This window comes from Legionella rowbothamii (assembly GCF_900639985.1).
Classification (GTDB): Bacteria; Pseudomonadota; Gammaproteobacteria; order Legionellales; family Legionellaceae; genus Legionella; species Legionella rowbothamii.
This window is the reverse complement of record NZ_CAAAIM010000002.1, coordinates 218,525-233,130: the sequence shown is the minus strand read 5'-3', so window position 1 is coordinate 233,130 and position 14,606 is coordinate 218,525. Positions and strand designations below refer to the sequence as shown.

The following is a 14,606-nucleotide window of genomic DNA, read 5'->3' as shown; positions in this document are numbered from 1 at the left end:
GGGATGAACCTGGGTTAACTTTACAACCTAAGCCAGCTCTAATAAGATGAATCACAAATATAGCAATGGAGTTGAACTGAACATGTCGTTTTCAATGTATGATATAACTATCCCTGTGATGCTACGCAATTTAGGTATTCTTTCTGAATATATGGATAAAGCAGCAGCTTACGCGATTGAAAAGAATATTGACCCGTCCGTATTAATTAATGCCCGTCTTGCACCGGACATGCTCCCCTTATCAGGACAAATTCAACGCTTTAGTGATAATTGTAAAGGTGGGGTTGCCAAGCTAGCCGGAATACCCACTCCACGTTTTCCAGATATCGAATCAACTTTTGACGAATTAAAAGAACGCCTTACGAAAACGGGTGTTTTTTTGCAAGATATTAAGCCAGAACTAGTTAATGGCGATGACAATCGCCTGATTGAAATTAAAGTGCGCCAGGATAGTATATCCCTCAGTGCTCGTACTTACCTATTGTCTATGTTGCTTCCGAATCTATTTTTTCATCTCACCACCACACACAATATATTGCGCCATTATGGGATGAATATTGGAAAAATGGATTATTTAGGATACTCAAATTAGCGTTCCATTCCACCCACGGAATACTGGGCTTTGCAGCACAGCCCAGTCTCCATCAAAATATGCGTAAATGTGGTTATTTGCCTTTCTCAAAAGAAGCACGAATACTATCCGGTAATGGCACGGATTTATTTTTAGTATAATCAACCCAAACGACCTTACAGCTACCCTGGGCCATTAAGACCTCATCCTGATACAAATCATGATCCATCATCATGCTGGAATTACCCATATTATAGACCCTGGAGCGTAAAGTTACGGTCGCAGGATACACTACAGGTTTTAGATACGTACAAGCAACATGAATAACCACCGGCCCCATTTGTTCCGTCATTTTAATATTAAGCTCGCGCAGCCACTCAATACGAGCTTCCTGAAAATAGTCAAAATAGCGTGCATTATTTACATGCCCTAAAGCATCCATATCACCCCAAGCAATGGAGAAGGTTTTTTCGTGTACGGTAATTTTATTTTCAGTCATGATAAGTCCACAGGATCAACATCCACATTCCAGCGAATGCCATTAGTTAATCTATTCATTGTTAACCACTCTCGCAATTGTGTCAAAGAGCTCTTTAATACTTTTCGAGACGGTGACTTAATTAATAATTGCATACGGTATTGATTTGCTTTGCGCGGTAAAGGCGCAGGCGCTGGACCCATGATGGTCAAAGGGTGCTTGAGCATTTGCTCCTTCATCGCGCGCAAAAAGTTTAATACACTGTTTGAAATTTTCCCTTGAGCGCGAATCACAGCAAGATAATGATAAGGAGGTAGCTGCGCTTGCTGGCGGGTAGTAAGTAAGGCATCGGCAAAGGGCTCATAGCCTTGCTGAATCAACACATTCAATAAAGGATGATCCGGTAAATGCGTCTGGATAATTACCTGCCCAGCCTGCTCGGCCCGCCCAGCTCGCCCAGACACCTGAGTAAGTAGCTGGCCTAATTGCTCTAAGGCGCGAAAATCCTGATTATATAATCCCGAATCAGCATCCAGTACCACCACCAAAGAAAGGCGTGGAAAATGATGTCCCTTTGCTAGCATTTGCGTGCCGACAATAAGCTGCGCCTCACCCCGTTGGATCATGTCCAAATGGTCATCTAAAGCGTGCTTTTTACGCACCGCATCACGGTCGATACGTACGACTTGTGTATCTGGAAAATGGGCGCTTAAAAATTCATGCACTCTTTGTGTCCCCGCCCCCACAGGAATCAACTCATTACTTTGACAACTGCGGCAATGGTCTGGGGTGCGTTGAGTCAGCCCACAATGATGGCAAATCATTTGCCCAACCTGCTTATGCAAAGTTAAATGGCTATCACAGGCACGACAATCCGCCATCCACCCGCATTGATGGCATAATAAAACAGGAGCAAAACCCCGGCGATTGATAAACACTAAAACCTGATTTTGCTTTTGTAAATGCTCTTTAATCACATGCAGCGTCGGAGTAGCTAAACCATGCTGTAACGTTTGTGCCCGCAAGTCAATCAGCTGATAATGCAATGGCGTGGTAGACAAAGCCTTGTGAGTCAAACGTAAACGTTGATATTTATTCTGTTTGCAGTTGTATAAACTTTCCAAACTCGGGGTTGCAGAGCCTAAAATAATCGGGATATTGGCCAGATGTGCACGCATTAGTGCGGTATCACGCGCCGAATAACGTACACCTTCCATTTGTTTTAATGACGCATCATGCTCTTCATCAATGACAATTAAACCTAAATTAGGCATGGGAGTAAAAATAGCTGCACGCGTACCAATAACCATCTGCACTTTATTTTCTTTAGCTAATTGCCATGCTACTTGCCGTTCGGATTCATTTAAATTGGAATGAATTACTGAAATAGGCTCGTTAAAACGTGCGGTAAAGCGAGCAAGTAACTGCGGGGTTAAGCCAATTTCAGGTACTAATACTAAAACTTGTTTCCCAAGCGCAAGAACCTGGGCAATTACCTGTAAATACACTTCCGTCTTACCACTGCCAGTCACTCCCTGTAATAAAAAACATTGATACTGGTGTAACTGTTCACTTATGGCGGCAACGGCAATGGCCTGCTCAGGATTCAATGGTAAAGGATGAGATGGTGTCGTACTTGCCGGGGCAGGCAAAATAACCTGTTGCGATAAAGTCACCACTCCTGCAGCTAATAAGTTAAGTAGCTGGGTGGAAGTAAAACCCTGTTGCACCAACAATTGCTTACTTACTGGCTGCGTTTGGGTTGCCAAAAATTCGACTAACTCTAATTGCTTACGCGCTCGTGCTGGCACTATTTTTTTTACCTCATCAGTGGGCAATGCCAACTGGTAAAAATCACCTTGAGGTAATTGGCAGGCCTGCCCTAGACGATATTTTTTAGGTAAGGCTAAAGGCAACACTTCCGATAAGGCGGATTGGTAATAAGTTCCTATCCAGGTACATAAAGCCAATAAATCATCGTGGATTAACGGCTCACTATCGATTACTTCACTAATGCTTTTGAGTTGCGTCGTTACTTCTGTTTGTTCAAGTTTGCCTACCACAATACCCAAGCGTGTCTGCTTGCGAAAAGGCACCCATACCCGCCCGCCAATACATGGACTAAGTCCTGCCTCGGCTTCATAATCAAAAAAATCACGGCTGGTATGAGGAATACAAACCTGATAAACCGTTTTCATGCCGGTCTTTGCCATTCATGGCTTGCAGATTGTCCAGGAGCCGAAAATACCTTCACCACCACTTTATCAATGCGATGACGGTCTAATTCTTCCGTTTCTTTAATTAACTCATTCACAAACCAGCGTGATAATTCTTCTACCGTAATATTGGTTACGGGCATCAGGGTCACATCTTCTTTTAAAAAAGGAATCTTTTTATGATTAAAAGTAAAATAGTAATACTCTTCATCTTCAGCATATTCTAAAAAGGGAGAATATTGCGGCATTAAAAAAGTTTGATTCAAATGACTGCATAAGTGATGAATGCGCTTTTTGTAATAACGATAATCAAAGGTCATACCATTTTCTTCAACCCAAGTTGTTAAGGCCAGGTAAACGCCGTACATATGACCATGTAAAGGCTCTCGCTCAGTAGCAGAAAAAATAGTGGTATGCCCTGCCGAAAACTTCATTGATTCTTTCTGTAACTCGACCGTAGTCAGGTATTTTTGTATCATCATAAACTCACTCGTTTATCTAATAGTTGAAACCCAATTAAATCGATGTCCATATCTTTATTTAAAGCGATTACTTTAAATAACTCGCCCATCTCACTAGGTAAGGTCAGCTGTTTTATTGCTTGTTTTGCTTTGACTTGTTCTACTTCATCATCCAGCGTATTAATTAAGCCTAGCAAACCGTTTGCCAGCAAAAAAGAAGCTTGGTTAGTATAACCTGCAACATGAAAACCCGCTTGTTGTGCCGCTTCCGCCACATGCGTAAAGTCTACGTGAGCGGTAATATCCTGCGCACCTGGATGCAACAACGGCTCCGGATGACTTTGGTGTTGGTAATGACACATCAAGGTTCCTTGACGGCGATCTGCATGATAATACTCATGACGAGGAAAACCATAGTCGATTAATAACACCGTCCCTTGCTTCAAACTGCGATAAATATTTAAGATCCAATCATCAATAAACAGATTCACCTCAGAGAGATAAGGCAACGTTTCTATATTCAATCGTTGCAAAATGTAATCCTGTAGTGGTGAATTGTCGCAGGGTTTAAAGATTTCTTTTAATTGCTGCTGCTCGTCTAGGATAACATAACTTTCGAAAATGCCTTCTTCGTTTAGCATAAAACGATGCACAGGCATGGCATCCAAAACTTCATTCGCCAAAACAACACCATTAAATGGGGTTTCCGGCCATTGTTCTAACCAAATTACCTTATGAGCCAAATGAGGAATTTTTTGTTGAACTAATTCTGCCTGTCGATGGCGTAAATTGGCACTCACTTCCAAAATATAATAATATTCAGGTAAACAATTAAGCGTTTCCAGATGGGCCAGTAAAGCCACACTCAACGCACCACTTCCGGCCCCAAACTCTAGAATATGGGGAGCGTCTAAAACCGATATAATTTGCTGGCATTGATTCGCTAGGGTTTGTCCAAAAAGCGGGGTTAACTCAGGTGCCGTAATAAAGTCACCGTGCTTACCTAATTTTTGCAAACCAGAACTGTAATACCCTTCTCCAGGCGCATATAAAGCCAGTTGCATGAACTCCACAAAAGGAAGCGCCTGCCCGTCACTAAGCCGTGCTTGTAATGTTTGTTGTATACTCATAACTTATAAATAATGTCGTTAAATAGTGCCATTGATCCTTGGCATTTTATCTAGAGTGGGGAACATACATTGAATCTAATAAACAAACAAGCGGCAAAAGTGGCTTTAGTCACTGGAGGAGCCCGACGTATTGGGGCCGCCATTGTGAAAAAACTCCATAGCTCAGGATACAACGTTGCAATTCATTGCCGTTATACCTTCGCTGAAGCGCAAGAGCTTGCGGACCAATTAAATGAACAACGCCCAGAGAGTGCCCTTGTTTTACAAAAAGAATTAAATGAGGCTCATGCCGCACAAGATATTATCTCAGCAATTAATGAGTGGGCAGGGCAATTGGATTTGCTGGTAAATAATGCCTCAGCTTTTATACGCAGCGATTGTCAGCAGGTCGAAGACCACAATAATTGGGATCTCCTTTTTAATACCAATGTGAAAGCTCCCTTTTTACTAAGCCTCGCAGCCCGTCCACTGCTCGCGAAGAACTCCGGGCTTATTATCAATATCACTGACATTCATGCAGAAAAACCACTTTCAGGATATTCGGTTTATTGCCAAACAAAGGCGGCACTGGAGATGCAAACCAAAAGCTTGGCGCGTGAACTTGCCCCGGAAATTCGAGTCAATGCGATTGCCCCGGGCTCGATTGCTTGGCCGGAAAATGAAAATAGTTTGAACCAAGAAATACAGCAAAAAATTATTGCGGAAACTCCTTTAAAACGACATGGGAATCCCGAATTTATTGCACAAGCCGTATTATCTTTGGCGGAAAATCCGTTTATTACGGGGCAAATTATACAGGTTGATGGGGGTCGAAGTTTGAACTAATTCAATGTGGTTTGTGGGGCCATTGCGGTATTTTTTCCTTTTTTCATCCTCGCAAACATTGTAGGTTGGGCCATGGGCCAACCTACAATTTATAAAGCTACATTCCCGATAAACGCCTCAACATCCTTTAAAGAATGCAACTGATAAAACTGTGTCAACCAAGAAGCATCCAGATTTTTCCCAAAATAATACCGCACTAAAGACTTACTCTGTAAAATAGCTTTATACTCATCTTCCAAAACCGCCAAATCCTGTAAATGCGTCATAAATAAATTAGCTTTTTCCGCTCCACTTACATTAATTGTGCGCTGTTCCAATAATTCCTGATACAACCAAGGACACCCACTACCCGCACGGGCAATCATAAATGCATCACAAGTACTAAATTCCACTGCCTGCTGCAAACTAGCTATGGAGCCTATATCACCATTAGCAATTACCGGAATATTCAGCGCCTGCTTGATTCGCGCAATTTGTCGAAAATTAACGGCCACATCATAATCATCAATCCAGCGCCGACCATGCACGATTAACGCATCTGCCCCTGCTGCTTCAATTTTTTGTGCTAAAACCACATCGTCTTGGGTATCTTGAATACGAATTTTAACCGTGAGTGGAATCGTAATTGCTGCACGCACAGCCTTTACTATGCCCTCTAAAAGCTCCGGCGTTTCCAATAAAGCACTGCCAGCCCCCTTCTTACGAATCTTAGGCTTGGGGCAGCCGCAGTTAATGTCAATTAGGTCCGCACCATAAGCCTGTAATCGCTCCGCAGCCTGAGCCAAAACCATAGGTTCGGTTCCAGATAGTTGATATGCCAAGCGTTGTTCTTGAGGTGAGCGATATATATAACGGGAATTTAGTGGATGACGATGCACCACATCCAACGCTGAGCTCATCTCTGTAACACAATATGCTGGAGCGGCATATCGATTAAATAAAGTTCTGAACGGCGCGCAACTGAACCCGGCCAATGGCCCCTGAATTAAACGATGAGGTAGAGTAAGGGAACCTATTTTCAAAGGACTATTAATAAAAGCGTGCATCAAATTAATTCAAAGCTATAATGACACCAATTTTAACATTATTCTGCAAAAAATCGAACTAACCAGGAACATGCATTAACTATGGACAAACATTATTTATCCCCTTTGGAATTACTTAATATTGCAACCCAACATGCTTATGCAGCGGATAATCTATTACAACAGCTAGACTATGAAGCCATCGGTTCACATAAAGCCTTATTCGCGCTCACTCCAATTACTTCCTTGATGTATCATGCTTTTCAATTAACCTTAAAAGCATATTGCTTGCACGAACAACGTCCCATTAAAGAATATAAAAAACTAATGGAGTTGGTGGAATTAAATAACCATCTAGGCTTTTCCCTCCAAGAAATTGATCTACTAAAAACGCTATCCCGGCAACAAGCCTTTCACAAAGGCTCAGAATATGACCTCTGGGAAAATCAGCAACAACTGCATGTTTTTTGCGAAAAAATTATTTCTTTGTACCAACGATTACAACTGATGATGCCATTGGAATTGCATCCTGATTATCAATAGCACTTTTCCTGTCATTGCTATAAGGCGATGACAGGCTCTGAAGCCCTGCACAAAAACCAAGTATTGATCAAAATGAACACCTAAAACAAGAACTAGCAAATATCAACGCATCATGTACAGAGCGGCAAAAAAAATACAGTATCAATTTATGCCCTCTCAAAATACATCCTTATTTGCCTTAGACAAAACAACTCTTCTACCGTGTCTACCCAATCAAGCACAATTATTTAATGACTTAACCCGAATTACCACAGAGCATGCACAAAACTTAGGCTTTTGGGCTGAAAAAAACTGATAAAACAATTAGAAGAATCGCTTCAGCCGACATTTAAAAACAATTAGTCTCCAACGCTTAGTACCACCGCCGTTAAGTTAAGACGTCATCCTGAACTTAATGACATTCCCCCTTGGCATCACGTGAATTTCACGTTAGGATAAGTTTTTTTAAAACCTAGTAGGTATCGCCATGGAGCAAATAAAAGACCATACAGTTGTCGATTCAGTACAACAACAAATAGCCCAGCTACGCCAACATCTTAATACACAAATTTTGGGGCAAGAAGGCTTAATTTCTCGTTTGTTGATTGCCTTGCTTGCTGATGGTCATTTATTGGTAGAAGGAGCACCGGGCTTAGCAAAAACCCGTGCAGTTAAAGAACTGTCTGATGGGGTTGAAGGTGATTTTCACCGCATCCAGTTTACTCCTGATTTATTGCCTGGCGATTTGACCGGAACTGATGTCTATCATCCTCAAAATGGCTCCTTCGTATTTCAACCCGGTCCGATATTTCATCACCTCCTGCTGGCCGATGAAATCAACCGTGCCCCTGCTAAAGTGCAATCGGCCTTACTTGAAGCGATGGCCGAACGCCAAGTAACTATTGGTGGTAAAACCTATCCTTTGCCGGAGTTGTTTCTGGTGATGGCAACACAAAACCCTATTGAGCAAGAAGGAACCTACCCCTTGCCTGAAGCCCAATTAGACCGCTTCCTGATGTATGTAAAAATTGGCTATCCAGATGCTAAAATAGAACAAGATATTTTAGCCCTATCACGTCGAGAGGCGTTAGGTGCCGCGATGGCAACGCCAAAAACAGCATTCGCAAAATTACCACAAACCACTCTATTTGAGGCCCGCAAGCAAGTACTCAAGGTACATACCAGTGAAGCATTAGAGAATTATCTAGTACAGTTGGTGGTCGCAACCCGTAACCCCGGACTATACAATGAAGAATTAGGTCGTTGGTTACGTTTTGGCGCAAGCCCACGCGCGACTATTGCTCTGGACCGCTGTTCTAAAGCGCATGCCTGGCTTGCGGGTCGTGATTACGTTACGCCCGATGATATTCATGTAATTGCACATGATGTGTTGCGACATCGCATTTTATTAAGTTTTGAAGCAGAAGCGGAAGGAATCAGTAGTGACGACTTTATTGATTCTCTATTACGGTTAGTCGCTGTTCCGTAACATGAGGTTTTTATGGCTGATGGAGTTATTGCAGAATTAAATGAATTGATCGACTTGCGTCGTTATGCGCAATCAATTCGCTACCAACCCGAAGGGCGAGCTATTCGTTCTGGAAATCATCTGTCCAAATTACGTGGGCGCGGCATGGACTTTGCCGAGGTGCGCAATTATCAAGCCGGAGATGAAATTCGTCACATGGAATGGCGAGTTACCGCACGTACCGGCAGACCCCATGTTAAAATTTATCAAGAGGAACGCGAACGGCCAGTAGTGATTCTTGCAGATTTTAATCCCTCGATGATTTTCGGTACGCGAGTTGCCTTCAAATCAGTAGTTGCCGCCCGCTTAGCAGCTATGTTGGCCTGGACGGTGATTAAACAAGGTGATCGGGTGGGCGGAGTGTTCTTCTCAGCCACGGAACACAATGAATTTATTCCTCGTGGACGCGATTCCGGAGTTCTTCCGATGCTAGCTGCCCTCAGCCAGTATACTGAACAAACAGACGCACAACGCGAGGCCGCCCCCACTCTTTTAAGTGATGCACTATTACGTTTACGTCGCGTTGTTCGACCAGGTAGTATTTTGGTGTTGATCAGCGACTTTTATACAATGGATGCGGAATGTGAAAAGCATTTGAATCGCTTACGCAATCATAATGATATTATTGCCTACCACATTTGTGACCAAGTGGAGTTAGCGCCTCCTAAACCGCAACAATATGCCATCACCGATGGGAAGCAAGAATTACTCCTTGATACGCGGACACGCTCCGTAAATTTGGCGTACGAACAGTATTGCCAACAAAGAATATATCAGCTGCAAGAACAATTTAAACGCGTGCACATTCAATATGTTCAAACCACTGCGGATGTTGATTTAACTCAACTAGTACGCCGTACTTTTCCCAGGAGGTCTCGTGGCTAATCAGACCGATCCTTTAGTCCAGCTTAAAGACATTCATTTGCCTGATGCAATCGGCTGGTGGCCGCTTGCCCCAGGCTGGTATGCCCTAATTACTCTGATCATTGTGTTAATTTTAGTATTAGCTACTTATGCCTATCGCCGACACCGTTATGCCTTAGCCAAAAAGCAAGCATTGATGTTGTTGTCAAATTATCAAGAAGACTATGAAAAAGAACATAATACGCCAGCAAGCAGCGCGCAAATTTCTGAGTTATTACGCAGGGTCGCCTTGGTCTATTATCCACGCACCGAAGTTGCCAGCTTGCACGGCGATGCCTGGTTGCAGTTTTTAAATCAAACTAGTAAAGGCATAGACTTCAATGCAGTACGCCCGCTCCTATTAGATGCACCCTTTAAATCAGCCGATAGCAGCATTGATCTAAGCCCATTGTTCACCCATGCCAAGCTTTGGATTAAACAAAGGGGAGTACCATGTTCACATTAGCCAATCCCTGGGTTTTATTGCTCTTTCCCTTACCTTTATTATTCTGGCTTATCATGCCCAAAGCCAAACTTCATCTACCTACGGCCTTAAACGTCCCATTTTTTAAGGCAATGGCAGGAATTGCCAACCAAGAACAACGTTCGCTTAGTGCGCAATCCTCTTTATTACTCCCAGCATTAATCTGGTTATTACTCGTTTTTTCTTTAGCAGGCCCGCGTTGGATTGGGGAACCTAAACCAATAGAACGTGAAGGGTATAACATTATGATGGCCTTAGATTTATCGGGCAGCATGGAAATACCGGATATGATGTTGAATGGACGCCCAGCCAGTCGCCTTAGTGTAGTTAAAAACGCGGGAGAACAATTTATCCAAGCACGGGCAGGAGATAAGATAGGGCTAATCTTATTTGGCAGTAACGCCTATCTACAAACCCCCTTAACCTACGATCGACAAACCGTTTTACTTCGCCTCATCGATGCAACCGTTGGTTTAGCAGGAAAAACGACGTCCATTGGAGATGCCATCGGTTTAGCTGTCAAACGCTTGAAACGTGTGCCACAACAAGGGAGAATTCTTATTCTTTTAACCGATGGTGCGAATAATTCAGGAGTCATTGAACCACTTAAAGCAGCCGAACTGGCAAAAGATGAAGGAATAAAAATATATACCATTGGTTTAGGGGCCGCGGCAGATCCACGAGCAGTAACCAATGCATTCCTAATGCAAAATGCCTCCGCGGATCTGGATGAGGATACCTTAAAAGCCATTGCCAAGATGACCGATGGACGCTATTTTCGTGCCACCGATATGGAAACCTTATACACAATTTATGAAACCATAAATAAATTAGAAAAAGTAAATCAAGAGCAAGCAACCATCCGTCCACAAAAAGACTACTATCCCTGGTTTGTTGGCTTAGCTCTCTTGCTGTGTCTTTATTGGCTGGCAAGTAAAGCCGATCTGCGAGTCAAAGCACCTGCAATTGCGGCAAATCCGGAGGCCCTCAAATCATGATCACTGATATTCATTTCTTAAGACCATGGTGGTTGCTCATGATTATTCCCTTGTTAGGACTCGCCTTTGCCAGCTGGCGACGTCGTCCTAAGCTACATGCATGGGCAGAAATTTGTGATCCTCATTTGCTCAACCATTTGCTACAAAAAAAAGAGCAAAAACAACGAATTGGCGCAATTTCTTGTTTATTATTCAGCATGTTCTTTATGATTGTCAGTATTGCTGGCCCCGTGTGGCATAAATTACCCGTGGCAACTTATAAGCCTATACAACCCCGCGTGTTGGTATTGGATATGTCGGATAATATGATGGTATCCGATCTAAGTCCCAATCGCCTAAGCCGCGCCAAATTTAAGTTACGGGATTTATTTGCTCGTAAAGACATTGGTCAATTTGGCTTGGTTGCGTTTACTAGTGAACCATTTGTTGTCTCTCCTCTTACAGATGATGGCCAAACCATTAGCTCATTATTATCCTCATTAACTCCAAACATCATGCCAGTGACAGGTCATAATTTAGAAAGCGCCGTAGCCGAGGCCGCTTTATTAATTAAACAAGCCGGCTATAATCATGGGCAAATTCTTGTATTAACAGCGGACTCGCCCTCTGCAGATGCCATCGAGGAAGTAAAAAAATTAGCCACATTAGGAATCTTCACATCCATTATGCCTATTAAGGCCGATACCAATTTAAACCCATTATTTCAACGTTTTGCTGACGCAGGAGATGGGCAATTATTAAGGTACACATCGGATGCTAGTAATTTGGATCAATGGATCGATGCGAGCAGGCAAAAGCAATTTGCCTTAAGTAAAGATGACGATATTCCCTTATGGCGTGATGAAGGGCGTTGGTTTTTAATCCCTGCTTTATTATTACTGCTTCCGGTATTTCAACGTGGCTGGCTGCAAAGGATCGTTGTATGATGCGTTATTTAATCCTCTTATTTACTTCATTCCTGTCGTTACCTGTCCAAGCCTGGCAATGGCAAGACCTGTGGTCTACCCCTGATCAGCAAGGGCAAGAATTAATGAGCAAACAGCAATATAAAGAAGCTGGTGCTCTCTTTAACCGTGACGACTGGGCAGCCGCAGCAGCTTATCGGGCTGGAGATTATCAAAAAGCCAGTGAACTCTACCAAAAGCAACAAGATGAACAAGGCTATTATAATAAAGGCAATGCTTTAGCCCACTTGGGTAAATATAAAGAGGCGATAGCCGCTTACGATAAAGCCTTAGCCAAAAATCCTAAAAATCAAGATGCCATTGAGAATCGTAAGTTGCTTGAAAAGCTTTTACAGCAAAAAGAACAAAAGCAAGACCAGCAAAAGCAGGACCAGCAAAAGCAGGACCAGCAAAAGCAGGACCAGCAAAAGCAGGACCAGCAAAAGCAAGACCAGCAAAAGCAAGACCAGCAAAAGCAAGACCAGCAAAAGCAAGACCAGCAAAAGCAAGACCAGCAAAAGCAGGACCAGCAAAAGCAGGACCAGCAAAAGCAAGACCAGCAAAAGCAAGACCAGCAAAAGCAAGACCAGCAAAAGCAGGACCAGCAAAAGCAGGACCAGCAAAAGCAGGACCAGCAAAAGCAGGACCAGCAAAAGCAGGACCAGCAAAAGCAGGCGAATAAAGACAGTAAGGCAGATCAAGAAAAGCAACAGGCACAAGAGCAGTGGTTGCGCTTAATTCCTGATGATCCTGGCGGCTTACTACGAGAAAAGTTTTTACGTGACCACTTAAGAAGAGAACGTGGATGGTATCAATGAAAAAATTAATAATAATTAGCTTTTTTTATTTACTTAATGCCTTGGCCCATGCCGAAGTACAAATCCAAGTGGATCCCTCGGAGATCAGCCAAGGTGAGCCATTTCGCATATTATTAACCCAGCCTAGCCTGCAATCTGCCAATGGTATTCCTGATTTAACGCCACTTCGCAAAGATTTTATGATTTTGGGCACCGAGCGTAGTGTTAATTACTCGGTTATCAATGGGCAAACCCAGGCCTCCAGTACCTGGATTATCACCCTAAAGGCGCGAAAAATCGGCCCAGTAACCATTCCACCTATAAAAATGGGAGCGGATCAGAGCACTCCCTTAACAATTAATATCTCGGCACAAGACCCATCCATACAAAGCACCAGCGATAATCAGCAACTACAAGATATCTTTTTAACTACGGAAGTTAATGAAAAGAAGCCTTATCTCAATCAACAAATTACCTACAAAGTTCGCTTATATAATTCCAAACAGCTCTTGGATGCGAGCTATCAGGGGCCTAAGGTCGACAATGCTTTGCTTATTCCTTTGGGCAATGACAAACGCTATCAAACCCAAAAGAATAATGTGACTTACCTAGTTGAGGAGCAAAGTTATGCTATTTTTCCACAAAAAAGCGGCCCATTGACCATTACCTCACCCGCTTTTACTGCTCTTGTTTATGGTTTTGATCCACAGCGCATTAAAGCAACCTCCAAAGACATAACACTGAATGTGCAGCCTATTCCCTCGCAATTTAATGGACAAACCTGGACTCCTGCGAAACAAATCAAATTGAGGGATGCCTATGAAAACCTTAAACAAACGATAGATCAAGGCAACACATTAGTACGTACCATTACTCTAGAAGGAATTGGTATTCCGGCACAATTGCTACCGGCCCTTCATTTTGCAGATTCAGATGCGTTTAATGTCTACCCAGAAAAAGGCAAAGAAAGAAATCAAGTGAATCAAGGTGAAATCGTTAGCCGCTCAGAAATTAAGGTCACTTATTTATTTAATAAAAGCGGTAAAGTAACCATCCCTGAGTTAAAACTTCCTTGGTTTAATACCACAACAGGTAAAGAAGAGATTGCAGTTTTAGGGCCACGCACTATTGAAGTCACACCGTCGAAGACAGCGGCTGCCAATGCATCCAACCCCATACAAGGTACGGCACTGGTGCCACAAACCAATCCGGAAACCAAAGAAACCCCATCTTTTACCCCAGTAGCTAATAATTGGGCCTGGATGATTGCCGCTTTATTCGCGCTAGCTTGGCTGCTTACTTTAGGCTTGTGGGCTTGGCAAAAACGCAGCCGCGCCCCGGGAAGAGGAGCCTATAAGCGCGCCTTGCAAGCACTTCATGACGCGTGCCAACAAAATAACCCACAGCGCTGTCGTGATGCATTATTGAAATGGGCTAGTTTACATTGGCCTGATGCATCAATATTAAATTTGGCAGATTTAATGCGCCTCTCAACCGATATGCTGTTTAAAAAACAAGTGCGGATTTTATCGCAAGCCTTATATCAAGAGAGTGAAAAGACTCCATGGCACGGAGATGAACTATGGCGCAGCGTCCGTAATTTAAAGCAGACTTATGCCTCGCCCCAAAATAAAGCCTCAAGTTTGCCCCCGATGAATCCGACTTAAAGCTGGGTTTATAAAATGTTACATGCTTATAAAAAACTGAATTACCGGGGCTTGACC

The 14,606-nt window shown here is 43.0% G+C and carries 16 protein-coding genes; 11 read left to right on the top strand and 5 right to left on the bottom strand.

The window, feature by feature from the left end; all coding sequences use genetic code 11:
- The first annotated feature begins 82 nt into the window (after window positions 1-82).
- A complete protein-coding gene (locus tag E1P08_RS06275) occupies window positions 83-592 on the top strand; it encodes a DUF1993 domain-containing protein (protein ID WP_133136174.1) in 510 nt (169 codons plus the stop codon).
- A gap of 73 nt (window positions 593-665) precedes the next feature.
- On the opposite strand, the gene E1P08_RS06270 is transcribed toward E1P08_RS06275, so the two are convergent.
- From E1P08_RS06270 to E1P08_RS06255, 4 genes are read right to left on the bottom strand one after another with little or no spacing between them, the layout of a single operon-like run.
- On the bottom strand, window positions 666-1,070 hold the full coding sequence (locus tag E1P08_RS06270) for an acyl-CoA thioesterase (protein ID WP_133136173.1): 405 nt from the start codon (window positions 1,068-1,070) through the stop codon (window positions 666-668).
- Complete coding sequence (locus tag E1P08_RS06265; protein WP_165485108.1) at window positions 1,067-3,247, bottom strand: primosomal protein N'; 2,181 nt, start codon at window positions 3,245-3,247, stop codon at window positions 1,067-1,069. Before E1P08_RS06265 ends, E1P08_RS06270 begins: the two co-directional genes overlap by 4 nt.
- Window positions 3,244-3,747 carry a 6-pyruvoyl trahydropterin synthase family protein gene (locus tag E1P08_RS06260; RefSeq protein WP_165485107.1) on the bottom strand — a complete coding sequence of 168 codons (504 nt, stop codon included), beginning with the start codon at window positions 3,745-3,747 and terminating at the stop codon, window positions 3,244-3,246. The genes E1P08_RS06265 and E1P08_RS06260 overlap by 4 nt, the downstream gene beginning before the upstream one ends.
- Complete coding sequence (locus tag E1P08_RS06255) at window positions 3,744-4,856, bottom strand: class I SAM-dependent methyltransferase (RefSeq protein WP_133136171.1); 1,113 nt, start codon at window positions 4,854-4,856, stop codon at window positions 3,744-3,746. The genes E1P08_RS06260 and E1P08_RS06255 overlap by 4 nt, the downstream gene beginning before the upstream one ends.
- 69 nt (window positions 4,857-4,925) lie before the next feature.
- On the opposite strand from E1P08_RS06255, the gene E1P08_RS06250 reads away from it, so the two are divergent.
- A complete protein-coding gene (locus tag E1P08_RS06250) occupies window positions 4,926-5,681 on the top strand; it encodes a pteridine reductase (protein ID WP_133136170.1) in 756 nt (251 codons plus the stop codon).
- A gap of 89 nt (window positions 5,682-5,770) precedes the next feature.
- Here the strand turns inward: E1P08_RS06250 and E1P08_RS06245 are convergent, their stop codons facing one another.
- On the bottom strand, window positions 5,771-6,727 hold the full coding sequence (locus E1P08_RS06245) for a tRNA dihydrouridine synthase (RefSeq protein ID WP_133136169.1): 957 nt from the start codon (window positions 6,725-6,727) through the stop codon (window positions 5,771-5,773).
- An 81-nt stretch (window positions 6,728-6,808) separates the two neighbouring features.
- On the opposite strand from E1P08_RS06245, the gene E1P08_RS06240 reads away from it, so the two are divergent.
- The 9 genes from E1P08_RS06240 to E1P08_RS06205 all read left to right on the top strand — a co-directional run bounded on the left by E1P08_RS06240 (window position 6,809) and on the right by E1P08_RS06205 (window position 14,549).
- Complete coding sequence (locus E1P08_RS06240) at window positions 6,809-7,249, top strand: hypothetical protein (protein ID WP_133136168.1); 441 nt, start codon at window positions 6,809-6,811, stop codon at window positions 7,247-7,249.
- Window positions 7,250-7,397: 148 nt separating this feature from the next.
- Window positions 7,398-7,544: a hypothetical protein gene (locus E1P08_RS17140; RefSeq protein WP_165485106.1), complete on the top strand. Its 147-nt coding sequence runs from the start codon at window positions 7,398-7,400 to the stop codon at window positions 7,542-7,544.
- Window positions 7,545-7,715: 171 nt separating this feature from the next.
- Window positions 7,716-8,717 carry an AAA family ATPase gene (locus E1P08_RS06235; protein ID WP_133136167.1) on the top strand — a complete coding sequence of 334 codons (1,002 nt, stop codon included), beginning with the start codon at window positions 7,716-7,718 and terminating at the stop codon, window positions 8,715-8,717.
- Window positions 8,718-8,729: 12 nt separating this feature from the next.
- Window positions 8,730-9,641, top strand: coding sequence for a DUF58 domain-containing protein (locus E1P08_RS06230; RefSeq protein WP_133136166.1), 912 nt, complete (start codon window positions 8,730-8,732; stop codon window positions 9,639-9,641).
- The gene (locus tag E1P08_RS06225) at window positions 9,634-10,125 is read left to right on the top strand and encodes a DUF4381 domain-containing protein (RefSeq protein WP_133136165.1); all 492 of its coding nucleotides are present in this window, start codon (window positions 9,634-9,636) and stop codon (window positions 10,123-10,125) included. The genes E1P08_RS06230 and E1P08_RS06225 overlap by 8 nt, the downstream gene beginning before the upstream one ends.
- Window positions 10,113-11,141 (top strand): VWA domain-containing protein, encoded by a 1,029-nt coding sequence (locus E1P08_RS06220; RefSeq protein WP_133136164.1) that lies wholly within the window; start codon window positions 10,113-10,115, stop codon window positions 11,139-11,141. The genes E1P08_RS06225 and E1P08_RS06220 overlap by 13 nt, the downstream gene beginning before the upstream one ends.
- Window positions 11,138-12,067, top strand: a complete 930-nt coding sequence (locus tag E1P08_RS06215) for a VWA domain-containing protein (protein ID WP_133136163.1) — start codon at window positions 11,138-11,140, stop codon at window positions 12,065-12,067. The genes E1P08_RS06220 and E1P08_RS06215 overlap by 4 nt, the downstream gene beginning before the upstream one ends.
- On the top strand, window positions 12,064-12,903 hold the full coding sequence (locus E1P08_RS06210) for a tetratricopeptide repeat protein (RefSeq protein WP_133136162.1): 840 nt from the start codon (window positions 12,064-12,066) through the stop codon (window positions 12,901-12,903). Before E1P08_RS06215 ends, E1P08_RS06210 begins: the two co-directional genes overlap by 4 nt.
- Window positions 12,900-14,549: a BatD family protein gene (locus E1P08_RS06205; RefSeq protein WP_165485105.1), complete on the top strand. Its 1,650-nt coding sequence runs from the start codon at window positions 12,900-12,902 to the stop codon at window positions 14,547-14,549. The genes E1P08_RS06210 and E1P08_RS06205 overlap by 4 nt, the downstream gene beginning before the upstream one ends.
- The last annotated feature ends 57 nt before the right edge of the window (window positions 14,550-14,606 follow it).